The organism is Amycolatopsis sp. lyj-84 (assembly GCF_046549075.1).
In the GTDB taxonomy this organism is placed as follows: domain Bacteria; phylum Actinomycetota; class Actinomycetes; order Mycobacteriales; family Pseudonocardiaceae; genus Amycolatopsis.
Window position 1 is genome coordinate 758590 of sequence record NZ_JAJPWO010000003.1, and the last position, 23459, is coordinate 782048.

Annotated in this window: 24 protein-coding genes; 16 read left to right on the forward strand and 8 right to left on the reverse strand. The window is 69.2% G+C overall.

Going from position 1 to position 23459, the window contains the following annotated elements:
• Positions 1–16: 16 nt before the first annotated feature.
• From ACLJRM_RS13870 to ACLJRM_RS13910, 9 genes are all read left to right on the forward strand, one after another.
• The gene (locus tag ACLJRM_RS13870) at positions 17–1327 is read left to right on the forward strand and encodes a M16 family metallopeptidase (protein ID WP_101612556.1); all 1311 of its coding nucleotides are present in this window, start codon (positions 17–19) and stop codon (positions 1325–1327) included.
• Complete coding sequence (locus ACLJRM_RS13875) at positions 1324–2700, forward strand: M16 family metallopeptidase (protein ID WP_101612557.1); 1377 nt, start codon at positions 1324–1326, stop codon at positions 2698–2700. Before ACLJRM_RS13870 ends, ACLJRM_RS13875 begins: the two co-directional genes overlap by 4 nt.
• Entirely contained in the window at positions 2700–3713 is a 1014-nt protein-coding gene (gene nudC / locus ACLJRM_RS13880) for an NAD(+) diphosphatase (protein ID WP_410663154.1), read from the forward strand. Before ACLJRM_RS13875 ends, nudC begins: the two co-directional genes overlap by 1 nt.
• Before the next feature lie 275 nt (positions 3714–3988).
• Positions 3989–5239, forward strand: coding sequence for an ROK family transcriptional regulator (locus ACLJRM_RS13885; protein ID WP_101612559.1), 1251 nt, complete (start codon positions 3989–3991; stop codon positions 5237–5239).
• A 10-nt stretch (positions 5240–5249) separates the two neighbouring features.
• Positions 5250–6632, forward strand: a complete 1383-nt coding sequence (locus tag ACLJRM_RS13890) for an extracellular solute-binding protein (protein WP_101612560.1) — start codon at positions 5250–5252, stop codon at positions 6630–6632.
• 4 nt (positions 6633–6636) lie between these two features.
• Positions 6637–7626, forward strand: coding sequence for a carbohydrate ABC transporter permease (locus ACLJRM_RS13895; RefSeq protein WP_168214504.1), 990 nt, complete (start codon positions 6637–6639; stop codon positions 7624–7626).
• On the forward strand, positions 7623–8516 hold the full coding sequence (locus ACLJRM_RS13900; RefSeq protein WP_101612561.1) for a carbohydrate ABC transporter permease: 894 nt from the start codon (positions 7623–7625) through the stop codon (positions 8514–8516). Before ACLJRM_RS13895 ends, ACLJRM_RS13900 begins: the two co-directional genes overlap by 4 nt.
• Entirely contained in the window at positions 8513–9778 is a 1266-nt protein-coding gene (locus ACLJRM_RS13905) for a 6-phospho-beta-glucosidase (RefSeq protein WP_101612562.1), read from the forward strand. Before ACLJRM_RS13900 ends, ACLJRM_RS13905 begins: the two co-directional genes overlap by 4 nt.
• Positions 9763–10767: an N-acetylglucosamine kinase gene (locus tag ACLJRM_RS13910; protein ID WP_168214505.1), complete on the forward strand. Its 1005-nt coding sequence runs from the start codon at positions 9763–9765 to the stop codon at positions 10765–10767. The genes ACLJRM_RS13905 and ACLJRM_RS13910 overlap by 16 nt, the downstream gene beginning before the upstream one ends.
• Positions 10768–10851: 84 nt before the next feature.
• Here the strand turns inward: ACLJRM_RS13910 and ACLJRM_RS13915 are convergent, their stop codons facing one another.
• The 4 genes from ACLJRM_RS13915 to ACLJRM_RS13930 are packed head-to-tail and all read right to left on the reverse strand — an operon-like array spanning position 10852 to position 13600.
• Positions 10852–11361, reverse strand: a complete 510-nt coding sequence (locus ACLJRM_RS13915) for an SRPBCC family protein (protein ID WP_101612563.1) — start codon at positions 11359–11361, stop codon at positions 10852–10854.
• Complete coding sequence (locus ACLJRM_RS13920; protein ID WP_410663155.1) at positions 11358–11693, reverse strand: ArsR/SmtB family transcription factor; 336 nt, start codon at positions 11691–11693, stop codon at positions 11358–11360. The genes ACLJRM_RS13915 and ACLJRM_RS13920 overlap by 4 nt, the downstream gene beginning before the upstream one ends.
• 48 nt (positions 11694–11741) lie before the next feature.
• Positions 11742–13109 (reverse strand): gluconate:H+ symporter, encoded by a 1368-nt coding sequence (locus ACLJRM_RS13925; protein WP_101612564.1) that lies wholly within the window; start codon positions 13107–13109, stop codon positions 11742–11744.
• Positions 13109–13600, reverse strand: a complete 492-nt coding sequence (locus ACLJRM_RS13930; RefSeq protein WP_101612565.1) for a gluconokinase — start codon at positions 13598–13600, stop codon at positions 13109–13111. The genes ACLJRM_RS13925 and ACLJRM_RS13930 overlap by 1 nt, the downstream gene beginning before the upstream one ends.
• A 127-nt stretch (positions 13601–13727) precedes the next feature.
• Between ACLJRM_RS13930 and ACLJRM_RS13935 the strand changes: the two genes are divergently transcribed.
• Together ACLJRM_RS13935 and ACLJRM_RS13940 are read left to right on the forward strand one after the other, a co-directional pair.
• Positions 13728–14399, forward strand: coding sequence for a FadR/GntR family transcriptional regulator (locus tag ACLJRM_RS13935; protein ID WP_101612566.1), 672 nt, complete (start codon positions 13728–13730; stop codon positions 14397–14399).
• A gap of 52 nt (positions 14400–14451) precedes the next feature.
• Entirely contained in the window at positions 14452–15390 is a 939-nt protein-coding gene (locus ACLJRM_RS13940; RefSeq protein ID WP_101613755.1) for a cobalamin biosynthesis protein, read from the forward strand.
• Between the two features lie 181 nt (positions 15391–15571).
• On the opposite strand, the gene ACLJRM_RS13945 is transcribed toward ACLJRM_RS13940, so the two are convergent.
• The 3 genes from ACLJRM_RS13945 to ACLJRM_RS13955 are packed head-to-tail and all read right to left on the reverse strand — an operon-like array spanning position 15572 to position 17566.
• A complete protein-coding gene (locus ACLJRM_RS13945; RefSeq protein WP_410663156.1) occupies positions 15572–16204 on the reverse strand; it encodes an FMN-binding negative transcriptional regulator in 633 nt (210 codons plus the stop codon).
• A gap of 55 nt (positions 16205–16259) precedes the next feature.
• Positions 16260–17081, reverse strand: coding sequence for an SURF1 family protein (locus ACLJRM_RS13950; protein WP_101612568.1), 822 nt, complete (start codon positions 17079–17081; stop codon positions 16260–16262).
• Between the two features lie 23 nt (positions 17082–17104).
• Positions 17105–17566 carry a low molecular weight protein-tyrosine-phosphatase gene (locus ACLJRM_RS13955; protein ID WP_410663157.1) on the reverse strand — a complete coding sequence of 154 codons (462 nt, stop codon included), beginning with the start codon at positions 17564–17566 and terminating at the stop codon, positions 17105–17107.
• A 130-nt stretch (positions 17567–17696) separates the two neighbouring features.
• Between ACLJRM_RS13955 and ACLJRM_RS13960 the strand changes: the two genes are divergently transcribed.
• On the forward strand, positions 17697–18017 hold the full coding sequence (locus tag ACLJRM_RS13960; RefSeq protein ID WP_101612570.1) for a hypothetical protein: 321 nt from the start codon (positions 17697–17699) through the stop codon (positions 18015–18017).
• A 142-nt stretch (positions 18018–18159) separates the two neighbouring features.
• Here ACLJRM_RS13960 and ACLJRM_RS13965 read toward each other — a convergent pair whose 3' ends face one another.
• Positions 18160–18717, reverse strand: a complete 558-nt coding sequence (locus ACLJRM_RS13965) for a chorismate mutase (protein WP_410663158.1) — start codon at positions 18715–18717, stop codon at positions 18160–18162.
• A 31-nt stretch (positions 18718–18748) separates the two neighbouring features.
• Between ACLJRM_RS13965 and ACLJRM_RS13970 the strand changes: the two genes are divergently transcribed.
• From ACLJRM_RS13970 to ACLJRM_RS13985, 4 genes are all read left to right on the forward strand, one after another.
• On the forward strand, positions 18749–19570 hold the full coding sequence (locus ACLJRM_RS13970; protein ID WP_101612572.1) for a Nif3-like dinuclear metal center hexameric protein: 822 nt from the start codon (positions 18749–18751) through the stop codon (positions 19568–19570).
• Between the two features lie 17 nt (positions 19571–19587).
• Positions 19588–20325 (forward strand): zinc ribbon domain-containing protein, encoded by a 738-nt coding sequence (locus ACLJRM_RS13975; RefSeq protein WP_101612573.1) that lies wholly within the window; start codon positions 19588–19590, stop codon positions 20323–20325.
• Positions 20322–21434: a bifunctional RNase H/acid phosphatase gene (locus ACLJRM_RS13980; RefSeq protein ID WP_410663159.1), complete on the forward strand. Its 1113-nt coding sequence runs from the start codon at positions 20322–20324 to the stop codon at positions 21432–21434. Before ACLJRM_RS13975 ends, ACLJRM_RS13980 begins: the two co-directional genes overlap by 4 nt.
• A gap of 114 nt (positions 21435–21548) precedes the next feature.
• Positions 21549–23285, forward strand: coding sequence for a hypothetical protein (locus ACLJRM_RS13985; RefSeq protein WP_101612574.1), 1737 nt, complete (start codon positions 21549–21551; stop codon positions 23283–23285).
• The last annotated feature ends 174 nt before the right edge of the window (positions 23286–23459 follow it).

The following is a 23459-nucleotide window of genomic DNA, read 5'->3' on the forward strand; positions in this document are numbered from 1 at the left end:
CCGTAGGGTGGTGCGCATGGCCGATCCCGAGCTTGTCCGATTCACCCTCGACAACGGTCTGCGCGTGGTGCTCGCGCCCGACGCGACCGCTCCGGTGGTGGGTGTCAGCGTCCACTACGACGTGGGCTTCCGTTCCGAGCCCGAAGGGCGCACCGGTTTCGCGCACCTCTTCGAGCATTTGATGTTCCAGGGGAGCGAGAGCCTGGAGAAGCTCGCGCACTTCCGGTACGTCCAGTCGAGTGGTGGGAGCTTCAACGGTTCCACCCATCCGGACTACACGGACTACTTCGAGGTGCTCCCCGCCGCGGCTCTCGAGCGCGCCCTGTTCCTCGAAGCGGACAGGATGCGGGCGCCGAAGCTGACGCAGGAGAACCTGGCCAACCAGATCGACGTGGTCAAGGAGGAGATCCGCCTCAACGTGCTGAACCGGCCGTACGGCGGGTTCCCGTGGATCACGCTCCCGCCGGTGCTGTACTCGACGTTCCCCAACGCGCACAACGGTTACGGCGGTTTCGAGGACCTCGAACAGGCCACCATCGACGACTGCGCGGCCTTCTTCGACACCTACTACTCGCCCGCGAACGCGGTGCTGACCGTCGCCGGTGACTTCACCGTCGAGCAGGCCCGCGAGCTGATCGAGAAGCACTTCGGCGACGTGCCGCACCGGCCCGCGCCCGAGCGCCCCTCGTTCGCCGAGCCCGCCCCCGAGGGTGAGCTGCGCGGCGAGCAGATCGATCAGCACGCCCCGCTGCCCGCGATCGGCATCGGCTACCGCATGCCGGATCCGATCAACGACCTCGACGGCTACCTGGCGAACCTCGTGCTCGCCGGCGTGCTGTCCGACGGCGACGGCTCCCGGTTGCAGCAGCGCATGGTGCACCGCGAGCCGCTGGTCGTCGACATCGGCGCGGGCGCCGGGCTGTTCGGCCCGTTCGAGGCCCGCGACCCGGACACGTTCACCATCACCGCGATCCACCCGCCCGAGGTGAGCACCGAGCAGGTGCTCGCCGCGCTGGACGACGAACTGGAGAAGCTGGCGGCCACGCCGCCGGAGGACCAGGAACTGAAGAAGGTCACCGCGCGCTGGGCCGCGAGCCTGCACTCCGAGCACGACAAGCTGGTGTCCCGCACGCTCGCCCTCGGCTCGTTCGAGCTGCTCTACGGCGACGCGTCGCTGGTGTACCGGCTCGCCGAGAAGATGTCGGCGGTCACCGGTGAAGCCGTCTCGGCGGCGGCGAAGGCGCTGCGGCCGGACTCGCGCGCCGTCCTCGTCGTCCGTCCCGGCAGCGGCAGTGTCGAATCCGAGCAGGAAGGTACCGAGCAGTGAGCGCACCGCACCGCACCGCCGAGGAGATCGGCCGCACGGCCGCCGGGCCCCGTCCGGTCCCGTCGCTGGGGACGCAGCGCGCCGCCGCCGATCTGTCCCATGTGGACACCACACTGAGCAACGGCCTGCGCGTGCTCGCCGTCCGCAAGGCCACCGTGCCGCTGGTCGAGCTGCGGGTGTGGATCCCGTTCGCCGGCGAAGACGCACTGCACCCGGCGACCGCCGAAGTGCTGGCCGAGACCCTGCTGACCGGCACCGCCCGCCGCGACCGCATCGAAATCGACGCGGATCTGGCCCTGATCGGTGGTGACCTGGGGTCCGGTGTCGACCCGGAGCGGCTGTCCATCTCCGGTACTTCGCTGGCCGAGGGCCTGCCGACGATGCTCGACGTCCTCGCCGACGCGCTCACCGGCGCGTCGTACGCCGACGCCGAGGTCGCGCGGGAACGCGAACGGCTGATCGAGCGGATCGCCGTCTCCCGCACCCAGCCGAGGACGATCGCCCGCGAGGCGCTGCAGAAGCACCGCTACGGGAACCACCCCGCGGTGCGCGAGGTCCCGCAGGCCGAAGACGTCGCCGTCGTGACGCCGGAGCAGGTGCGCGCGCTGCACCAGGCTTCGGTGCTGCCGCGCGGATCCGTGCTGGTGCTCGTCGGCGACATCGACCCGCAGACCGTCATCGGCGACCTGGAGAAGGCGCTCGGCGGCTGGGCTTCGGACCGCTCCGCCGTCCGCCTGCCCGCGCTGCCCGACCTCACCGGCGGCAACGTCCTGCTGGTGCCGCGCGCGGGTGCCGTGCAGTCGCAGATCCGGCTGTCCGCGCAGACCGTGCCGCGCACGGACCCGCGGTACGCCGCTTTGCAGCTGGCGAACCTCGCGTACGGCGGATACTTCTCGTCGCGGCTGGTCGAGAACATCCGTGAGGACAAGGGTTACACCTACAGCGCCCACTCCGGCTTCGAGTTCACGGACCAGACCGCCGTGGTGAACGTCGATGCGGACACCGCGACCGACGCGACCGCCGCCGCGCTCCTGGAGACGCGCTACGAACTGGCCAGGCTCGGTCTCGTGCCGCCGACCGCCGACGAGGTCGAGTCGGTCCGGCAGTACGCGATCGGCTCGCTGGTCACGTCGGCGTCGTCGCAGGCGGGCCTCGCCGCGCAGCTGGCCGCGCTCGCCGCGACCGGACTGGGCGCCGAATGGCTCGCCGAGCACCCGGCCCGGCTCGCCGCGGTCACCGCCGAGGACGTGGCGAACGCCGCGCTGGAGTTCTTCGCGCCCCAGCGGTTCACCGGGGTCGTCGTCGGCGACGCCGACGTCCTCGCGCCGAAGCTGAAGGCACTGGGCGACGTGACCGTCGGGGAGCCCACCTGATGGAGACGCCGTTCGGGTTAGGGGCGCTCCCGACGCTTTCGCGCTCCACGGCGGACCGTCAGGAATCCTTGCGCACCAACCCGGACAGGCTCGCCGAGCGCTGGCCGGACGCGCGCGTCGTGCTGCTCGACGAGCACGCGCGCACCCCGGTGGTCGAGGGTTCCGGCTCGCTCGCGACCCGCAAGACGCAGGACTTCGGCGCCGAGCCGCCCGCCGACGCGATCTTCCTGGGGGAGTGGCAGGGCACCGACTACTGGTCGCTGCCCGGCCGCCCCGCGGGGGAGACCGAGACCGTCGAAATGGCGGGCAGCTGGGGCGTCATCGAAGAGGTCCCGCGGCACGAAGGCGAGATCTGGGTCGACCTGCGCGGCTACGGTGACCTGCTCGACGACGCGTCGGCGGGGCTGTTCACCACCGCGCAGGCGCTGCTGAACTGGCGTCGGCAGGCGAAGTTCTGCACGCGCTGCGGGAGCCCGGTCGAAGTGGTCCAGCTGGGCTGGGCGAGCAAGTGCACCGGCTGCGGCCGGGAGGAGTACCCGCGCACCGACCCCGCCGTCATCTGCCTCGTGCACGACGACGCCGGCGTCAACGGCGAGCACGTCCTGCTGGCGCGGCAGCCGATCTGGCCGGAAAACCGGTACTCGATCCTCGCCGGGTTCGTCGAGGCGGGGGAGTCGCTCGAAGGCTGTGTCGAGCGGGAGATCCGCGAAGAGGTCGGCGTCGACGTGCGCGACGTGCGCTATCTCGGCAGCCAGCCGTGGCCGTTCCCGCGGTCGATCATGCTCGGTTTCACCGCGCGGGCCGACATCTCCTCGACGATCGTGCCCGCGGAGGGCGAGATCGAAGAGGCGTTCTGGGTTTCGCGCTCGGAGGTACGGGCCGCTTTCGCGAACAGTCAGCTGCGGAACGCGGGCGCCGTGCCGACCCCGATCGCCGGTGGCACGCGGCAGCTGGTGCTGCCGGGGAACTCGTCGATCGCGCGCGTCATGTTGGCGGCTTGGGCAGGCGTCTGAGTCTCGGTCGTCCCCGTACGCGAGTGCAATGAAAGGCCCGTTACTTGCAAAATTTGCAAGTAACGGGCCTTTCATTGCGTCCGGCCCCAGGTCCACTCGCTGCCACCCTCCGCATCGGTACGTATACCCACTGTGCGGAACACAGCAAGCGTTACCTCCCCGTTTCCCAGGCCCGTTGACGGCTGTGGTTCGGCTCACTACAGTCCCCGGAAACCGTCTGTAAAGTTTCCTAACGAAGTCGGGAGCGAGCCCCAGTGCGAGCCGGTAGTCCGCGAATGCTGCGCGAGATCAACGATCGCGCGGCCATCGAGGTCCTCCTCAGGGACGGCCCGCTGACGCGCTCCGAGCTCGAGGTCGCGATCGGCCTGTCGAAGCCCGCGACGGCGCAGTTGCTCACCCGCCTCGAACAGGACGACGTCGTCGCCAAGGCGGGCGTGCGCGGTGGGGGCCGTGGGCCGAGGGCGCAGCTCTGGCAGGTCAACGGCGGTGTCGCCTACGTCGCGGCCGTGGACCTGACGCCCCAAAAGGCCGACTTCGTCGTCGCCGACGTCACGGGCGCGGTGCTCGCGGAGTACCAGGTCCCGCTGCCGGTCCACGAGGGCGCGGACGTCGTCGGCACCTTCGGCGCGGCGCTCACCCATGTCGCCGGTCAAGCCGGGCTCGCCGCCACCGACCTCCGTCACGTGGTCATCGGCGCGCAGGGCGCGTTCGACCCGCGCACCGGCCTGCTCTCGTCGGCGCCGCACATCCCCGGCTGGCTCGGCTTCGACGTGCCGACCAGGCTCAGCGAGGAGCTCGGCGTCGGCGTCACCATCGAGAACGACGTCAACCTCGTCGCGATCGTGGAGATGACCGTCGGCCAGGCCGTCGGTCTCGACGACTTCGTGATGATCTGGCTCAGCGACGGCGTCGGCGGCGCGGTGGTGGTCGGGCGGCGGCTGCTGCGCGGCGCGACCGGCGGTGGTGGCGAGATCGACTGGATGCGTGTTCCCGACCCGGTTTCCGTCGCCACCCCGGGCACCAAACCTCGCGCCGGAGATCGTTTCGGTGACCTCGTCGCGTCACCCGCGGTCGTCGAGCTGGCCGCCGCGCACGGCATCGAGGCCGAGGACGGCGCGGACGCCGTCGCCAAGGCACGACAAGACGGCAACCAAGCCTTCCTCGACGACCTCGCCCGCCGCGTCGCGAGTGGCGCGGCCGGGCTGATCGCGGTCGTCGACCCCGAACTCGTGCTTCTTTCCGGTGACACCAGCCGGGCCGGTGGCGACGAATTCGCCGCACTGGTGGCGAAAAGGCTGCACGAGCTCGTTCTGCCCCGCACCCCCGTCGGGGTCGCTTCGGTGCAGGGCAACGCGGTGCGCGAGGGCGCCCTTCAATCCGCCCTCGCCACTGTCCGCAGGGACGTCTTCGGCGTCAACACCCCTTCGCTCCTCGGGCCCCGCAGGTCCGGGGCGGGAGAGCCCGGTCAGCTCGCGGCGATCCCCGAATCACGAACAGAACCACCGTCTCCCGCCCCAACCAATTAGGAGGAGGGTCATGAGTTCCACGACCCAGGTTCGGAGAAGTGGCCGCCGTTGGCGCGGCTCGATAGTGCTCGGCGCGGTCACCGTCGCCGCACTGGTGTCCGCTTGTTCGGGCGCCGCAAGCGGCCCGAACAGTGGTTCGGGTGACCCGGCGGCCGCCCCCGCCTCGGACGCGAAGCTCACGCTGACCGTCTACAGCAAGTTCACCGACCGCGAGTACAACGTGGTCACCGCCGGGCTCAACAAGCTCAAGGCGAAGTTCCCGAACATCGAGATCAAGCACGAAGGCCAGCAGGACGACGACAAGATCACCCAGTCCATCCGCGGTGGCAACCCGCCGGACGTGGCGATCTCGTTCTTCACCGACAACCTCGGCGCCTGGTGTTCCACGGGCAGCTTCCAGGATCTGAAGCCCTACATCGATCGCGACAAGATCGACCTGACGCAGATCCCCGACGCCGTCCGCAGCTACACCGAGTTCCAGGGCAAGCGCTGCGCCATGCCGCTGCTCGCCGACGTCTACGGCTTCTACTACAACAAGGAGATGTTCGCGGCGAAGGGCGTCACCTCGCCGCCGAAGACGACCTCGGAACTGTTCGAGGCCACCAAGAAGCTGACCGAGTTCAACCCGGACGGCTCGATCAAGGTCGCCGGCTTCCTGCCGTCGATGCCGTTCTACGCCAACTACGCGCAGTACTGGGCCCCGAACTTCGGCGCCACCTACCTCGGCCCCGACGGGCAGTCCCACCTGGCCGACAGCCCCGAGTGGAAGTCGATGTTCGACTTCCAGAAGCAGCTCGTCGACTTCTACGGCGGCCACGCCAAGGTCGAGCAGTTCAAGGCCGGTCTCGGCGAGGAGTACTCGGCGGACCACGGTTTCCAGCGCGGCAAGCTCGCGATGATGATCGACGGCGAGTACCGCACCGCGTTCATCAAGGACCAGGCGCCGGAACTGAAGTTCGGCACCGCGGCCCCGCCGGTGCTCGACAGCAAGCCGGACCGTTACGGCGGCGCGTTCACCACGGGCACGATCATCGCGATCCCCAAGGGCGCCAAGAACCCCGGTGCCGCTTGGGAACTGATCAAGCAGGTCACCCTCGACACGTCGACGCTCGTCGAGCTGTCGAACGGGCTCAAGAACGTGCCGAGCACCAAGGCCGCGCTGACCGACCCGAAGCTCGAGGTCACGCCCGAGTTCAAGACGTTCCTCGATCTGTACAACGGCGGGAAGCTGCTTCCCAACCCGTCGACCCCGATCGGCGACGCGCACCTCAAGGCCGTCAACGACTTCGCGGAGAAGTGGCAGGCGGGCAACATCCCCGACATGACCGCGGGTCTCAAGCAGGTCGACGCTCAGATCAACGACGAGCTGGCCCAGAAACGCGCCGGCGGCTGATCGCATGACATCGACCCTGGAGTCCAGGGCGGTCGATTCCCCTTCCGCGTCCACCCGGACGCGGAAGGGGAACGCGGCGCGCCGCCGTCGGACGGTCTTCTACTTCATCGCACCGGCGATGCTCGGGTTCCTGATCTTCTTCGGCTACCCGCTGATCGCCACGGTGTACTACTCGTTCACCCGCTACGACCTGATCAACGCGCCGGAGTTCGTCGGTTTCGACAACTACATCCGGATGTTCACCAGCGAGCCGCTGGTCGGCACCGCCGCGTACAACACGCTGTGGCTGGTGATCGTCCTGACGTTCTGCCGCGTGGTGTTCGCCCTCGGCACGGCGTCGATCATCTCCCGGCTCAAGTCGGGTGTCGGCCTGGTGCGGACGCTCTGCTACCTGCCCTCGCTGGCCCCGCCAGCCGCGGCGACCCTGGCGTTCGTGTTCCTGTTCAACCCGGAATACGGCCCGGTCAACGCGTTCCTGAGCGCGGTCGGCATCGACGGCGGACTGTGGTTCAACGACCCGGCGATGTCGAAGCCCGCGCTGACCCTGCTGGTGATGTGGGGTTCGGGCGAGCTGATGATCATCATCCTGGCGGCGCTGCTCGACGTGCCGCAGGAGCAGTACGAGGCCGCCGAGCTCGACGGCGCCGGTCCGGTCCGCCGGTTCTGGCACGTCACGCTTCCGTCGATCTCGCCGGTGCTGCTGTTCGGTGTCGTCAACTCGATGATCTTCGCGCTGCAGTTCTTCACCCAGGCGATCGTCGCGGGTTCGGCGGCCGCCGGAGCGGCGGACGTCGCGGGCAACACGAGATTCATCGGCGCACCACAGAACTCGACGCTGACCTATCCGGTCTGGCTGTACGTCCAGGGTTTCCGGTACTTCAACATGGGTTACGCGGCGGCGATGGCGGTCCTGCTGTTCATCGTCTCGGCCGGGTTCACCTGGATTCTGGTCCGCCAGCTTCGTAAGTCCCAGCACCAGGAGGAGGGCGGATGACCACACTGGCCGAGCCCCGGCACACCGCCCCGGCGTCCGAACCGCCGAAGGTGCGGGTGCGGCGCCAATGGGACAAGAAGCTCTATTGGATCGCGACGCACAGCCTGGGGATCGCGATGGGCGTGATCTTCATGCTGCCCATCCTGTTCGTCTTCCTCACCGCGGTGATGTCCAGCGATCAGGCGCTTTCGTCGAACTTCTGGCCGAAGGAATGGCACTTCGAGAACTTCATCGAGGTGTTCGAAAAGGCGCCGCTGTTGCAGTACTTCGGCAACAGCATGCTCTATTCGTCGCTGGCCACCCTCGGGGCGCTCGTTTCGGCGATCCCGGCGGCGTACGCGCTTTCCAAGCTGAAGTTCCGCGGGCAGAACCTGTTCTTCATGCTCACCGTGGCCGCGATGATGCTGCCCCCGCAGGTCACCGTCGTGCCGCTGTACGACCTGTGGGTGCGGCTCGGGTTCACCGGGACGCTGGTTCCGCTGATCGTGCCGTACTTCTTCTTCGACGCGTTCTCGATCTTCCTGCTGCGTCAGTTCTTCCTCACCATTCCGAAGGACTATCTCGAAGCGGCGAAGATCGACGGCTGCAACGAGTTCCAGACGATGATCAAGGTGCTGATCCCGATGGCGAAGCCGGGGATCGCGGCCACCGCGATGTTCTGCTTCCTGTTCACCTGGAACGACTACTTCGGTCCGCTGCTCTACACCGGTGAGACCCGCGACAGCTGGCCGCTTTCGCTGGCGATCGCGTCGTTCCGCGGGATGCACCACGTGGAATGGAACCTCACCATGGCGGCCACCGCGCTGATCATGCTGCCGGTGATCGTGCTGTTCGTGTTCGCGCAGAAGTCCTTCGTCAAGGGCGTCACATTCACAGGGGTCAAGGGATGAAACTCGCAGTCGTCGGTGGTGGGTCCACTTACACACCCGAGCTGATCGACGGGATCGCCGGACGGCGGTCCACTTTGGACGTCGACGAGATCGTGCTGATCGATCCGGACGCGTACCGGGTGGAAGCGGTCGGGGACTTCAGCAACCGGTTGCTGAGCCACGCCGGGCATCCGGCGCGGGTCCGCACCACCGCCAATCTCGAAGAAGGCGTCGAGGGCGCGTCGGCGGTGCTGATCCAGTTGCGGGTCGGCGGCCAGCGCGCGCGGCGCGGGGACGAGACGTTCCCGCACGCCTGTGGCTGTGTCGGGCAGGAGACCACGGGCGCGGGCGGCCTCGCGAAGGCGCTGCGCACGGTGCCGGTGGTGCTCGACATCGCCGACAGGGTAAGGAAAATCGCCGGTGACGACACCTGGATCGTCAACTTCACCAACCCGGTCGGCATCGTCACCCGCGCGCTGCTGAACGAGGGCCACCGCGCCGTCGGGCTGTGCAACGTCGCGATCCACCTCCAGCGCACGTTCGCGCACCTGCTCGGTGCGGGTGTCGACGACGTCAAGCTCGTGCACACCGGGCTCAATCACCTGAGCTGGGAACGGAAGGTGCTCGTCAACGGCGAGGACCGCCTGCCGGAACTCCTGGCGGAGCACGCGGAATTCCTCGGTGAGCACGTCACCGCGCCGGTCGAGTGGATGCGGCGGATGAACGTCGTGCCGTCGTACTACCTGAAGTACTACTACGGGCACGACGAGCAGGTCACCAAGCAGCGCACCGAGCGGCCGCGCGCGGACGTCGTCAGCGACGTCGAGGAGGAACTGCTCAAGGTGTACCTCGACCCGGCGGTGGTGACCAAGCCGGAGCAGCTCGAAAAGCGGGGCGGTGCCTACTATTCCGAGGCGGCGGTGCAGCTCGTGCACGCGCTCACCTCCGGCGGGCCCGCGGAGGAGCACGTTGTCAACGTTCGCAACGAAGGCACTTTCGACTTCCTGCCGGACGACGCCGTCATCGAGGTTCCGTCCCTTGTGGACGGTAACGGCCCTCGCCCGATCCCGCAGCCGCCGGTGGAGCAGCGGTTCGCCGGGCTCATCGCCGGAGTGACCTCGTACGAGCACCTCGCGCTGGAGGCGGCGATCAAGGGCGGCCGTGACCGGGTGGCGGACGCGCTGCTGGCGCATCCGCTGATCGGCCAGTACACCAAGGCCGACCAGCTCGCGGACACGCTGGTGCAGGTCAATCGCCAGTTCCTGCCGTGGGCCGGGGCATGACGGCGGGCTCACGGGACGTCGTCGTCGCGATCGACGGCGGCAACAGCAAGACCGACGTCCTGATCGTCTCGCGCGACGGACGGGTGCTCGGGCAGTCGCGGGGGCCGGGCGCGTCGCCGCAGAACATCGGGGTCGACGGCAGCGTCACCGCGTTGGAGAAGCTGGTCCTGGAGGCCCTTCGCGGGGCAGGGCTTCCCGACGAACGCCCGTTCGCGACGCATACGTCGGCCTATCTCGCGGGGCTGGACTTCCCGGAGGAGGAAGAGGTCCTGCACGCGGCGCTGGCCGCGCGGGGGTGGAGCGACACGCTGATCGTCGGCAACGACACGCTCGCGCTGCTGCGGGCGGGCAGTTCCGACGGGAGCGGCGTAGCGGTGGTGTGCGGGGCCGGGATCAACGGCGCCGGCATCAGCGCCGACGGCCGTGAGCACCGGTTTCCGGCGCTGGGCAAGATCTCCGGCGACTGGGGCGGCGGCTACCGGCTCGGCGAGGAGGCCTTGTGGTGGGCCGTCCGCGCCGAGGACGGCCGGGGTCCCGGGACGGCTTTGCAGGCGGCCGTCGCCGCGCACTTCAAGGCGTCGACCGTGCTGGAAGTGGTGCGGCGCCTGCACTTCGAGGATCTGCACTCCGACGCGATCCACGGCCTGTGCCCGCTGCTGTTCGCCGTCGCGGCGGGCGGTGACGAGGTGGCGCAGGACGTCGTCGGGCGGTTCGTCGAGGAGGTCGCCGTGCTGGTCGCGGTCATCCTGCGGCGGCTGGAACTGACCGAGGAGACGCCCGAGGTCATCCTCGGCGGGGGAGTGCTGACCGGGGTCGGCGCGCAGGTGATCGCGGAGATCGAGCGGCGATGCCTGAAGGTGGCCCCGGGCGCTTCGATCAGCGTCGTCGACGTCGCCCCCGTGGTCGGCGCGGCGTTGTTCGCCCTGGACACCATCGGTGCTCCCGACACCGCCAAGGTCGCTCTCAAGGCTGCGACCAAGCGGGTCTAGGGAGAGCTGAAGGGGCCTTTCACCGCATGCGATGCAGTGAAGGGCCCCTTCGTGGCGTCCGATGTGGGGAAAGTCCCCTTCAGCTCAGGAGGCGGCCGGGACCAGCGGCTCGTCGGTCTCCAGCAGCGACTTGAGGTCGGACAGGATCCAGGCCCAGCCACCACCGGCGTTCTCGCCCGGTCCGGCGTTGACGTCCTCCTGCGAGCCGTTGATCAGCGCGGCCGTCGTCGGAGCGCCGGTGACGTCGTGGGTGACGGTCAGCCGGGTGCCCGCGGTCTTCGTTTCTTCGATCTCGTAGGTGAGCTTGGTGTGCGGCTCCTTGTCGAAGGCCGGGTCCATCCGCAGCTTCCAGGTGATGACCAGCTTGCGCGGTGGGTCGACTTCCAGGACCTCACCGTCGACGAGGTCGTTCTCGAACCCGGCGTCGACGTAGTCCTGCGTGGGGTGGGTGGCGTGCTTGCCACCCGGCCGCAGGTCGTAGTCGACCAGGCCGGTGTACCCGTACTTCTGCGACCACTCGGGCTTCGTGATGGCGTCCCAGATCTTCTCCGGGGTCGCCTTGATGTAGACGCGGTAAACCTGGGTGTCGGTCATGAGGGCTCCTCGGATTCTGGGGTTTCGAGTTCGGCTTTGAGGTCGAGCAACGCGGTCACGGTGCGCTCCGTGAACTTGTCGATCCACCGGTCGTGGATCTGCCGGATCGGGACCGGGTTGAGGAAATGCCGCTTCTCGCGGCCCTCCTTGCGCGTGACGACAAGTCCGGCTTCTTCCAGCAGTTTCAAATGCTTCATCACGCCGAACCGGCTCATGTCCACTTCGGACTCGAGTTCGGTCAGCGTGCTGCCGTCACGCGCGAACAGCTGGTCGAGCAGGAACCGGCGAGTCGGATCCGCCAGGGCCTTGAAAACCAGGTCGTCGTCGGGCACGAGGGAAGAATAGGTGACCAAAAGGTCACGTGTCAACCGGTGACTTCGCTACAGGAGGGCGCCCAGCGGCAGGATCAGCGCGATCGCGGTCACGGAGATGAGCGTCTCCATGATCGACCAGCTCTTCAAGGTCTGCCCGACCGAAAGCCCGAAGTACTCCTTGACCAGCCAGAACCCGGCGTCGTTGACGTGGGAGAAGAACAACGAACCGGCACCGATCGCCAGCACCAGCAGCGCGCTGTGCGACGGGTCCATGGTCGCCGCGAGCGGCGCCACGATGCCGGCGGCGGACACGGTCGCGACCGTCGCGGAGCCGGTGGCGAGCCGGATCGCGACCGCGACCAGCCAGCCGAGCAGCAGCGGCGACAGGTTCGCGCCGGTCGCCAGGCCGGTGATGACGTTGCCGACCCCGGCGTCGACCAGGGTCTGCTTGAACCCGCCGCCCGCGCCGACGATGAGCAGGATGCCCGCGATCGGCGGGAGCGAATCGGCCACCGTGGACGACAGCTTGTCGCGCGTGAAGCCCGCGGATTTGCCCAGCGTGAGCATGCCGACCAGGACCGCGGCGAGCAGCGCCACCAGCGGGTCGCCGATGAAGTCGAGTACGCGGCGGACGTGGTTCTCCTTGTCCAGCAGGATGTCCGCGAGCGCCTTGCCCATCATCAGCACGACCGGCAGCAGCACGGTGGACAGCGTCGCGAGGAAGCCGGGGCGCCGTCCTTCGTCGTTCGACGACTCCGGGACGAGCCGTTCCGGCGCGACGGCGTCCGGGACCATCTTCGCGGCCAGCCTGCCGAACAGCGGTCCGGCGATGATCACCGTCGGGATCGCGACGAGCAGGCCGAAGGCCAGGGTGAGGCCGATGTTCGCGTTCAGCGCGCCCGCGGCGGCGAGCGGCCCTGGGTGCGGCGGGACGAGGCCGTGCAGCACCGAAAGCCCCGCGAGCGCCGGAATGCCCAGCAGCAGCAACGGTTTCCCGGTGCGCTTGGCGACCAGCAGGATCACCGGGATCAGCATGACCAGGCCGATCTCGAAGAACATCGGCAGCCCGATCAGCGCGGCGACCAGCGCCATCGCCCACGGGAGCGTGCGATTGCCCGCGCGGCGCAGGATGGTGTCGACGATCTGGTCCGCGCCGCCGGAGTCGGCGAGCAGTTTGCCGAGCATCGCGCCGAGCGCGATCAGCACGCCGACCGACGCGACGGTGGAGCCGACGCCGGAACTGAAGCTCTTGATCAGTTTGTCCACCGGCATGCCCCCGACGAGCCCGAGCACGCCGGAACCGAGGATGAGGGCCAGGAACGGATGCTGCTTCGCCTTGGTGATCAGGACGACGATCACGGCGATGGCGAGCACCGTCGCGCCGATGAGGCGCGTGTCGTGCCCGGTCCAGGAGGCGGCGAGAGTGGTGGTCATCAGCGGTCCTTGAAGGCGGCGAGGGTGGTGTCGACGATCTCTTCCGGCTTCTTCGCGATGTCGGCGACGAACCCGAACTCGTCCGGCTGCAGCGGTTCGAGGTCGGCGAGCTGGGAGTCCAAAAGGGACACCGGCATGAAGTGGCCGGAGCGCGTCTTCATCCGGTCGGCGAGCAGGGCGCGGTCGCCGTGCAGATGCAGGAACCAGACGTCGCCGCCGCTGCGCAGGACGTCGCGGTAGCGGTACTTGAGCGCGGAGGAGGTGACGACACCGCCCGAGTCCTGGTGGTCCCGGATCCAGCCGGCGATGGCCTCGAGCCACGGCTGCCGGTCTTCGTCGTTCAGCGGGTGGCCGGAGCTCATCTTGTCGATGTTCGCCTGAGGATGGAACGTGTCCGCTTCGGCGTAGTCGACGCCGAGCCGGGCGGCCAGTTCGGTGCCCACCGTCGTCTTGCCCGAGCCGGAAACACCCATCACCACGATGACGGTCATCCGTACCTCCCACGTCGTTGTAGCCGGGACGAGTACAGCTCAAAAGTACTACTTAAGCAACATCAAGTACTACTTAATCGAATCAGAACGTTAAGGTCGCCTGGTGGGCAATGACAGGCATGCCGAAATGCTCGACGCACTCGGCTCCGCGATCGCGAACGGGCAACTGCCACCGGGTTCCGTGCTGCGCTCGGAGGAGCTCCAAGAGCGGTTCGGCGCGTCGCGCACGGTGGCGCGCGAGGTGGTGCGCGTCCTCGAAACGATGTGCCTGACCAGCAGCAAACGCCGGGTCGGGATGACCGTGCGCGAGCCGCGTGACTGGAACCATTACGACCCGAGACTGCTCCGCTGGCAACTCGACGGATCCGAGCGGAAGACCGCGCTGCGCACGCTGACCGAGTTGCGCTCCGGCGTCGAACCGTGTGCGGCCCGGTTCGCGGCGCTGCGCGCGACGCCCGAAGAAGGCGGCCGTCTCCGGGCTTTGGCGAAGCGGCTGGAAGAGACGGCGCACCAGCGTGATCTCGCGACCTTTCTCGGGCACGACGTCGCTTTCCATGATCTTCTGCTGACCGCGTCGCGGAATCCGATGTTCGCGCAGCTTTCCGCCGTCGTCGCCGAAGTGCTCGCCGGGCGCACGGGGCACGGGCTGATGCCCGAGGAACCGCAGCCCGAGGCCGTCGCGCTGCACGTCGAGGTCGCGGCCGCCGTCGACGCCGGTGACCCTGACCGGGCCGAACGCGCGATGCGGGACATCGTCATCCAGGCGCGTGACGAGATGGCCGCCCTTCTGGACGGATGATGTTCGAGTAACCTCTGCAGGTCTTCGAGGGAACTGCATGCGGGGGGCGACGGTGAGCGCGGCGCGCGCGATCGGCTTGGTGTTGGGGGTGGCCGCGGACGGGGCGATCGGGGATCCCCGGTCACGGCCTCCGGTGACGGCGTTCGCCAGGGCGGCTTCGGCGGTGGACGCGAAAGTCCGGTCGAAGCATCCGGCGGCCGGTCTGTTGTGGACCGGCGGTCTCGCGGGTTCCGCCGTGCTGGCGGGCGTCCTCGCCGAACGCGCCGGACGGCGCAGTCCCGTCCTGCAGGCGACCACGACCGCGGTGACCACCTGGGCCGTGCTCGGCGCCGCCGGTCTGGCCGCGCACGGTACTTCGCTGGCGCGGGATCTCGAAGAAGGCGACCTCGAGACCGCGCGCGGCACACTGTCCACACTGGACCCCCGCGTCGCCGACGACCTCGGCGTCATCGGCCTTTCGCGCGCCTCGGTGGAGACGCTCGCCGAGAACACCGCGGACGTCGTCATCGCGCCGCTGGTGTGGGGAGCCCTGGCGGGCGCGCCCGGCCTGCTCGGCTCGCGCGCGATCAGCCTGCTGCGCGGCCTCGGCCGGGGACGCTCGGAGCGGTACCGCTGGTTCGTCGCGCGGCTGGACGAAATCGTTCATCTCGTGCCGACGCGGGTCGCGGCCGGGCTGACCGTGCTCGCCGCACCGGTCGTCGGTGGTTCGGCGGGCGGCGCGTGGCGGGCGTGGCGGCGGGACACGACCGCGCACCCGAGCCCGAACGCGGGCCGCGTCGAGGCCGCGTTCGCCGGGGCGCTGGAGATCCGGGTCGGCGGGCGGACGGTGTACCCGCACGGGGTCGAGGAACTGCCGGTGCTCGGCATCGGCCGGAACCCGGACGCCGGTCACGTGACGCGGGCCGTGGAGCTTTCGCGGGTGGTCGGCTGGCTGGGCGCGATCAGCTCGGTGGTCCTGGCCGTCCTGGTCGGGCTGCGGCGACGGCGCTGACCTGGCTGCGGGAGCAAGGGACCTTTGCTATCGCGTGGGCTGTGTAGCACTCGGTGACTGTGTGGATTTTGGGACATCTGACGCCCCAAAATCCACACAGTCACCGCAGGGGAGCAGGGGGCCTTCACGTACTTGGGGAAGGTGCGAAGGAGTCCTTTACGGACACCGCGGTCCCGAAGCATCACTCACGAGCGCGAGCTCCCCGCCGCGCCAGCTGCGCCCGCGCCCGAGCGTCCATCGGGCCGTCGCGCCGCTCGAGCTCCGCGTCGATCCGCGACCGGTCGGCCGGCTGCTTGTTCCCGCCGAACTTGAACTTCGCCCGCACCCCGGTCACGGTCAGCTCGACGCCGCGGATCCCCGGCAGCAGTCGTTTGTCCGGCGCCTCGGTGGCGCTCACGCCCAACCGGCCCGAACCGGGCTCGAAGTGCGCGAGCTGCCGGTCCAGGAGCGCGGCCTTCTCCTCGGCGTCGTCGACCAGCCGGACGTCGCATTCGAGCTGCACCGACGCGTAATACGACGTCGGGACGCCGCGCGGCGGGTCGGCGGGGGTGTTCCAGGCGGATCGGATGTAGGTGTGGTCGTCGGTCACCGCGAGCAGCGCCCGCGGATGTTCCTCCAGCAGCGGCCAGACCGGGTTGGGGCGCGCGAGGTGCAGCAGGACCGTCCGGTCGCCGTCGTAGACGAAGTGCACCGGGTTGACGACCGGCAGGTCGCGGCCCGCGCCACCGGCGATCAGCTGGCCGAAGTCGTGTACGGAGAGCCAGGCCTGCCATTCGGCGTCGTCGTGGGCGGCGTCCCACGGGTGAATCAGCATGATCGAGTATGAGCACGCGGATATGGACCCATAAAAGGTCCAGTTTCTCGTCGGATCAGGTAGCCACTTCGGAACGTTCGTCCTCGGCCAGCATCTCCGCGACGCTCTTGCGCCGCTGCGGCCGCTCCGTCGTCAGTGCGCCGCCCGGCTTCAGCTCGCGGACGGTGAAGTACAGCCAGCCCATCAGCGCCATGGCCCCGAACGCGATCCACTGGAGCGCGTAGGAGAAGAACGGTCCCGCGTCGGTCTGCGGCAGCGGCAGCGCGCCCAGCACGCCGGGCTGCTCGACGTCGAGCTGGAAGTAGCCGGGCCGGATGTCCAGCTTCGCGGCCCGCGCGACGACCTGGGAATCGACGACGTAGCTCTGCAGCTGGCCGCCTGTCGACTCGTCGGCGAAGGCGTCGCGGTTCTTCCCGTCCCGCTCGTCGTGACGTGCCCGCGTGACGATGTCGACCGTCCCGGCGGGAGGCGCGGCGAAGGGGAGGGCTCTCGACTTGTCGTCGAGCCGGACGTACCCGCGGTCCACCAGCACGACCGTGCCTTCGACGGTCCGGAACGGCGTCAGCACCTCGTAGGCCGCTTCGCCCTGGACGGAGCGCAGACGGGCCACGACCTCGCCCTCGGGCAGGTACGTGCCCTTCAACGCGACCAGGTGCCACTCGGTGCGCTGGTCAGGGGCCGCTCCGCCGGGAAGCAGCTGGTCCAGCGATCGCGGCTGACCGGCGAACGACTCCCGCAGCGCCGCGTTCTGGTGTTCGCGCTCGCTGTCGCGGGAGAACTGCCACGGCGCCAGCAGGGTGAAGCAGCACACGGCGAAGGTGAACACCACCAACGTCAAGGCCAGCCACCCGGGCTTCAGCAGGAACTTCAACCGCACCCCACCACGGTAAGCGGTCCGCCTCAGGCGTGTGCGCGCACCCAGTCGAGCAGGCCGGGAACGGACCGCTCGATCATGCCGAGGACGTCCTCGAAACCGTCGTCCTCGCCGTAGTAAGGGTCGGGCACCTCGGCGCCTTCGGGCGCGGAGGGGTCGAACTCGCGCAGCAGCCGGACCTTGGACGGGTCCGACACCTTGCGCCGGAGAAAGGACAGATGACTGTCGTCCGCCGCGAGCAGCAGGTCGGCGGCCAGATGCCCGCGGTCGACCTCGGCCGCGACGTGACCGGTCGGGTAACCGTGTTCGGCCAGCTTCGCGCGGGCCCGCATGTCGGCGGCCTCGCCGACGTGCCAGCCGCCGGTACCCGCGCTGGACACCTGGACGAGGTGATCGAGACCGGCCTCCTCGACCTTCGCGCGGAAGACGAGCTCGGCCATCGGCGAGCGGCAGATGTTGCCGGAACAGACGAAGACGATGTGCAGCACCCGATCAGTGTGAAGGCCGCCGGAGATCGACCGTTCACCGGCTCCGAACGGCTACCGGGCGCGCGAAGCTGGCAAGCCGGGACGAAGCGGGAGTAGACCTCCTGGAGAGAAACACGCAGGAAGGTCGCGTATGAGCGCACCAACACCCATCGTCGAGTCCCCGGCAACCGGGCTCCGCTGGTATCGCATCACCGTCACGCATCCGCACCCCTACGAGGTCGGGCGGATCCTGTCGGAGCACCACTTCGTCCAGGCGAGATCGCCGAAAGAGGCGATGACCAGGATGCCGTTGCACCTCCGGTCGAGCGCGTCCGTCGCGCCGTACCAGGTCGACCACGCCGACGTCCCCGATCACTCGACGAAGGCCTACCGGGCGATGCTGTGGACGGGCCGCGTCATGCGCGCGGCCGGCCGTTGGGCGATCAACAAGGACGCGAAGGCGCTGGACTGACCCGGGCGCGACAGCAAAGGTCCCTTGCTTCGCCGCGAGCCCCCGAGCCCTCCGGACCCCGGCGACAGCAAAGGTCCCTTGCTCTCTTTCCGCAGGTCAGCGACCCAGGTGAGAGCAAAGGTCCCTTGCTCCCGCTCCGCGGTCAGGGCCGAGCGCAGGCCGACCGGACGGCTTCCTCGAGCGCGCCCGCGTGCAGCCGGTCCAGGTCTCGCCGCGCGTCGACCAGCCGCACCGTGACCGCCAGCCGCGCGTCGCACGACGGCCGCGCACGCGCGGATCGGGTCGCGACGAGTTCGGCGAGCAGGCCCGCGTTGAGCCGGTCGATCACCGGCCGGACCTCGGTCGCGAGATCGGGTCGTCCGGGCGGCCGCGAGCCGGGGTGCTCGGTCCATCGCGCGTACAGGCCGCGCTGCACGACCTTGTTCGCCTCGATCTGGTCGCGGAAGAACCGCACCACGCCGGCCGCGTCGAGACCGAGACCGGGCGCCTTCGCCGCCACCGAGTCGAGGATCTGCTGTTCGCGCACCGGGTCGTCGATCGGCGACGGCGTGCCGAACTTCGCGGCCGCGACCTTGTCGGCGATCTGCACGCGCTGAGCGGCCAGATCGGTCAGCGTCCAGAGACCCGAGGACGCCGATGCCGGCGCGGGCACCGTCAGCAGTCCGGCCACGAGCAGCGCGCAGAGCACCCGAAGTCGCATGCCCGGAAACGCTACATGCGAAAATCCCCGGGTGCCCGCGCTAGCCGAAGTCATCGCCGCCCTGGAACAGGCGTACCCGCCCGAACTCGCCGAATCGTGGGACGCCGTCGGACTCGTCTGCGGCGACCCGGCCGAGAACGTGGACAAGGTCCTGTTCTGCGTCGACCCGGTCGACGAGACCGTCGACGAGGCGATCGCCGACGGCGCGCAGCTGATCGTCGCGCACCATCCGCTGTTGCTGCGCGGCGTCCACGGCGTCCCGGCCGACAGCACCAAGGGCCGTCTCGTGCATCGCCTGATCCGCGCGGGCGTCGCCCTCTACTGCGCGCACACCAACGCCGATTCCGCGTCGCCCGGCGTCTCCGACGCGCTCGCCGACGCCATCGGCCTGACCGTCCTCGGCCCGCTCGACCCCCGCGATGACGGCGTCACCGGCATCGGCCGCATTGGCGAACTGCCCGCGTCCGAACCGTTCTCCGTCTTCGTCGAACGCGTCGCGAATGCCTTGCCCCGCACGGAACCCGGCGTCTACGGCGCGGGCGATCCGACCCGCCCGATCCGCCGCGTCGCCGTTTCCGGAGGTTCCGGCGACAGCTATCTCAAGCGGGCCACCGCCGCCGGGGTCGACGCGTACGTCACCGCCGATCTCCGGCATCATCCCGCCGGCGAACACCTCGCCGAGATCGCCGAAGTCCCCGCCCTGGTCGGCGTCACACACTGGGCGAGCGAATGGCCGTGGTGCGAGCAAGCCTCGGCCGTCGTCCGCGCCGCGTTTGCGGGTAACGTCGACGTTCACGTCTCCACGCGGTGCACCGACCCGTGGACGCTACGGGCCACCCGAACCGAGCACTAAGAATCACAAGGAGCACCGTGAAGGCCGACCCCGCCGTCCAGCGCCAGCTGCTCGAACTCGCGAAGGTGGACGCCGAACTTTCGCGTACCGCCCACCGCCGCCGCACCCTGCCGGAGATCGCCGAGATCGACGCGGGCGAGAAGACGGTCCGCGATCGACGTGACGCACTGGTCTCGGTCCAGACCGCGGCGTCCGACCTCGACCGTGAGATCGCCCGCCAGGAGAAGGAGATCGAGTCGGTGCGCGCCCGTGGCGACCGCGACCGCAAGCTCCTCGAATCCGGTTCCGTCGCGGCGAAGCAGATGACCGACATCGAGCACGAGTTGAACAGCCTCAACCGGCGTCAGTCCGCGCTCGAGGACGACCTGCTCGAATTGATGGAACGCCGCGAGGCGCTCGACCTCGACGCCCAGCGCACCAGCGCCGAGGTCGCGAAGGCCGAGAACGAGGTCGCCGAGGCCGTTCGCCGCCGCGACGAGAACTTCACCGACTTCGACACCACGAAGGCGCGCCGCGACGAAGATCGCGCCAAGCTCCTGCCGCGTTTCCCGGAAGACCTCCTGAAGCTCTACGAGCGCGTCCGGGCGCACAAGGGCATCGGCGCGTCGCTGCTGCGGGCCCGCCGTTGCGGCGCCTGCCAGCTCGACATCGACCGCCGCGAGATCGCCGAGATCAAGGCCGCTCCCGAGGACAACGTCATCCAGTGCGAGAACTGCGGCGCCATCCTGGTGCGCACGCTGGAGTCCGGCCTGTGACCGACCACGTGCTGATCGAGGCCGACGGCGGGTCGCGGGGCAACCCCGGGCCCGCCGGCTACGGCGCGGTCGTCAAGGACGCGGTCACCGGTGAGGTGCTCGCCGAACGCAAGGCCTACGTCGGCATCGCGACCAACAACGTCGCCGAGTACTCCGGCCTGATCGCCGGTCTCGCCGCGGCCGCCGAGCTCGGAGCGTCCACAGTGGACGTCCGGATGGACTCGAAGCTCGTGGTGGAACAGATGTCCGGGCGCTGGAAGGTCAAGCACCCGTCGATGCAGCCGCTGAACGCCGAAGCCAAGGAGCTGGCGGCGCGCTTTTCCCGCGTGCGTTACGAGTGGATCCCGCGCGCGGAGAACTCCCACGCGGACGGGCTCGCGAACGAGGCGATGGACGCCGGGACCGATAAGAAGTCAGAACCGCCGAAGACCGTGAAGCAGGACAGGATCAGCCCGGTCGGCTGGACCGGCGCCACCGGCACGCCGACCAAACTGCTCCTCGTGCGGCACGGCCAGACGGCGATGTCGGTCGACAAGCGCTATTCCGGCCGCGGCGACGTGCCGCTCACCGACCACGGCAAGCAGCAGGCGGCCGCCGCCGCGAAACGCCTCGGCTCGATGGAGGGCCTGGTCGTCGACGGCGAGGTCGCGCCGATCATCGCCTCGCCGCTGATCCGCACCCAGCAGACAGCGCAGGCGATCGCGGACGCGCTCGGCGGCCGGGTCGAGACCCACCCCGGGCTGATCGAGACCGACTTCGGCGACTGGGAGGGCCTCACCTTCAAAGAGGCCATGGACCGCGACCCGGAATTCCAGACCGACTGGCTTTCGGACACCTCCATCGCGGCGCCGGGCGGCGAGAGCTTCGACGGCGTCCATCGCCGTGTCCGCAAGGCCCGCGACGAACTGATCGCGCAGTACGGCGGGCGGACGCTCGTGCTGGTCAGCCATGTCACGCCGATCAAGTCGCTGCTGCGGATGGGCCTGGACGCCGGGCCGTCGCTGCTGTTCCGCCTGCACCTGGACCTGGCCTCGCTGTCGATCGTCGAGTTCTATCCGGACGGCAACGCCTCGGTCCGGTTGGTGAACGACATCTCGCATCTGTCCTGACCCGATGAATGTGGCGCGGATCACGCCTGGATATGACGTGTCGCGGGCGACCGATGGGGTATTGGCTACAGTTTCGGCGACGGGGCACGTGAGCGAGAAGGCAAAGACGGGGACATGACGGCGAGCGCACTCAGCGAAGCTTCCGAAAAAGATGTGCCCGACCCGGCGGAGACGCCGGCCCGTCGTGGCCCGGCCGCCCGGATCGCGCCCTACCTGGCGGTGCTCGCCGGTGTCGCCGCGCTGGCCTGGCACGCCACCCTCTACGGCCACTGGATCGTCGACGACGCGGCCATCACCTTCTCCTACGCGCGCAGCTTCGCCGACGGGATCGGCCCGGTGCTGCAGCCGGGGCAGCCGTCGGTCGAGGGCTGGTCGAACTCGACCTGGCTGGTGCTGCTGGCGTTCGGCAAGCTCGTCGGCATCTTCGACAGCGGCACGCTGTTCGGCCTCCCCGACTACGTCCTGTTCCCGAAGTTGCTGGGGCTCCTGTTCACCGCCGGGACGCTGGCGGCCTGCCACATCGCGGCGAAGCAGATCTTCAAGCGCTTCGCCTGGCTGGCGACCCTGGTCGTCGGGCTGACGCTGGCCGCGATCCCGTCGTTCGTCATCTGGACGATCTCCGGTCTGGAGAACTCCCTGTTCGGGATGGCCGTCGCCTGGCTGGCCGTGCTGCTGTTCGTGGCCGTCCGCAAGGACACCGTGCTCACCGCGAAGGTCGCCATCTGGTCCGGGGTGCTGGTCGCGTTCGCCGCGCTGACCCGCCCCGAAGGCCTGATCTACGGCGGCGCGTACCCGCTCGTCGTCCTGTTCCAGCTGCGAAAGCCGCTGCTGGGGCAGAGCGTCAAGTTCATCGTGGTCTCCGTGGTCGCGTTCGCGATCCCGTTCGGCGCGTACCTCGCCTGGCGGATCGCGGAGTTCGGCAGGCTGCTGGCGAACCCGTCCATCGCGAAGGGACAGGGCCTCCCCGGGCTTTCGGCGTTCAAGCAGCCTTTCGAGCTGGTCGGCTACGCCGGTGTCGCCGGGACGATCCTGCTCGCGCTGACCATCGGTTACGCGCTGGTCCGCGCGGAATGGCGGCGCGCGCTGGTCGCGCTCATGACGCCGCTGGTGCTGGGCATCATCGCCTACGGCGTGATGGTCCCGGACTGGATGGGCCAGCACCGCTTCGCCACCCCGATCTGGATCCTCGCCGCGCTGGCGGGAACGCTGGCCGCGGGCGAACTGCTGCGCCGTTCGCGGGCGGTTCTGCGGACCGTCGTGGTGCTCGTGCTGGTCGCGGCCGCGATCCCGTCCGGGATGGGCTTCGCGTCGTCGTCGGAGAAGTTCCAAGAGGTCCCGACGGTGCCCGCGTGCCTCATCGCCGACCGGTTCGGCCGCGGTTTCAACACCATCGCCGACATCCTCGGCCTCCAGCAGGCGTCGCTGCTGCTGCCCGACCTCGGAGGCTCGTCGATGACCAGCCGCCTGCACCTGGTCGATATGGCCGGGCTGGTCGAGGCGGACGTCGCGGACTTCGTCAAGAACGGCGACATGCCGGGGCTGCGCGACTACGTGTTCGACAAGGTCAAGCCGACCTTCATCCACTCGTGGGGCCCGTGGGCCGCGGGCAACGGCATCACCGTCGACTCGCGGATCGACCGCGACTACGAGCCGATCTTCGTGTACCCGGGCGGCGGGCTGCGCAATGGTGACTTCGTGCGCAAGGACGCCGTCTCCAGCCCCGAGAAGCTGAAGGCCGCCCAGGACTACGCCGCGAAGACCCTGCCGGACGTCGAGAAGGCGCGCTTCGGCGGCCCGCTCAAGGACTGCGGCCCCACCATGCACCCGGGCCAGACCGTCTACCTGCCCTGACCCCTCACCGCCCGCGTTTCGTCCTCTAGTTGCGTTGGCGGCTGTCCGTGAAGGCCTCCTTCCCTACGCTCAAGGTAGGTAAGGAGGCCTTCACGACCCTCCGCACGATCACAGCCTGGAGACCCGCGTCGCCCTGACCCGTCCCCTCACCGCCCGCGTTTCGTCCTCTAGTTG

Coding starts and splice junctions, on each gene's coding strand:
- ACLJRM_RS13870 (WP_101612556.1), top strand. CDS start 17: ATGGCCGATCCCGAGCTTGTCCGATTCACCCTCGACAACGGTCTGCGC.
- ACLJRM_RS13900 (WP_101612561.1), top strand. CDS start 7,623: ATGACCACACTGGCCGAGCCCCGGCACACCGCCCCGGCGTCCGAACCG.
- ACLJRM_RS13915 (WP_101612563.1), bottom strand. CDS start 11,361: ATGACCGACACCCAGGTTTACCGCGTCTACATCAAGGCGACCCCGGAG.
- ACLJRM_RS13905 (WP_101612562.1), top strand. CDS start 8,513: ATGAAACTCGCAGTCGTCGGTGGTGGGTCCACTTACACACCCGAGCTG.
- ACLJRM_RS13895 (WP_168214504.1), top strand. CDS start 6,637: ATGACATCGACCCTGGAGTCCAGGGCGGTCGATTCCCCTTCCGCGTCC.
- ACLJRM_RS13960 (WP_101612570.1), top strand. CDS start 17,697: ATGAGCGCACCAACACCCATCGTCGAGTCCCCGGCAACCGGGCTCCGC.
- ACLJRM_RS13945 (WP_410663156.1), bottom strand. CDS start 16,204: ATGCTGATTCACCCGTGGGACGCCGCCCACGACGACGCCGAATGGCAG.
- ACLJRM_RS13890 (WP_101612560.1), top strand. CDS start 5,250: ATGAGTTCCACGACCCAGGTTCGGAGAAGTGGCCGCCGTTGGCGCGGC.
- ACLJRM_RS13930 (WP_101612565.1), bottom strand. CDS start 13,600: ATGACCGTCATCGTGGTGATGGGTGTTTCCGGCTCGGGCAAGACGACG.
- ACLJRM_RS13935 (WP_101612566.1), top strand. CDS start 13,728: ATGCTCGACGCACTCGGCTCCGCGATCGCGAACGGGCAACTGCCACCG.
- ACLJRM_RS13925 (WP_101612564.1), bottom strand. CDS start 13,109: ATGACCACCACTCTCGCCGCCTCCTGGACCGGGCACGACACGCGCCTC.
- ACLJRM_RS13985 (WP_101612574.1), top strand. CDS start 21,549: ATGACGGCGAGCGCACTCAGCGAAGCTTCCGAAAAAGATGTGCCCGAC.
- nudC (WP_410663154.1), top strand. CDS start 2,700: ATGGAGACGCCGTTCGGGTTAGGGGCGCTCCCGACGCTTTCGCGCTCC.
- ACLJRM_RS13885 (WP_101612559.1), top strand. CDS start 3,989: ATGCTGCGCGAGATCAACGATCGCGCGGCCATCGAGGTCCTCCTCAGG.
- ACLJRM_RS13965 (WP_410663158.1), bottom strand. CDS start 18,717: ATGCGACTTCGGGTGCTCTGCGCGCTGCTCGTGGCCGGACTGCTGACG.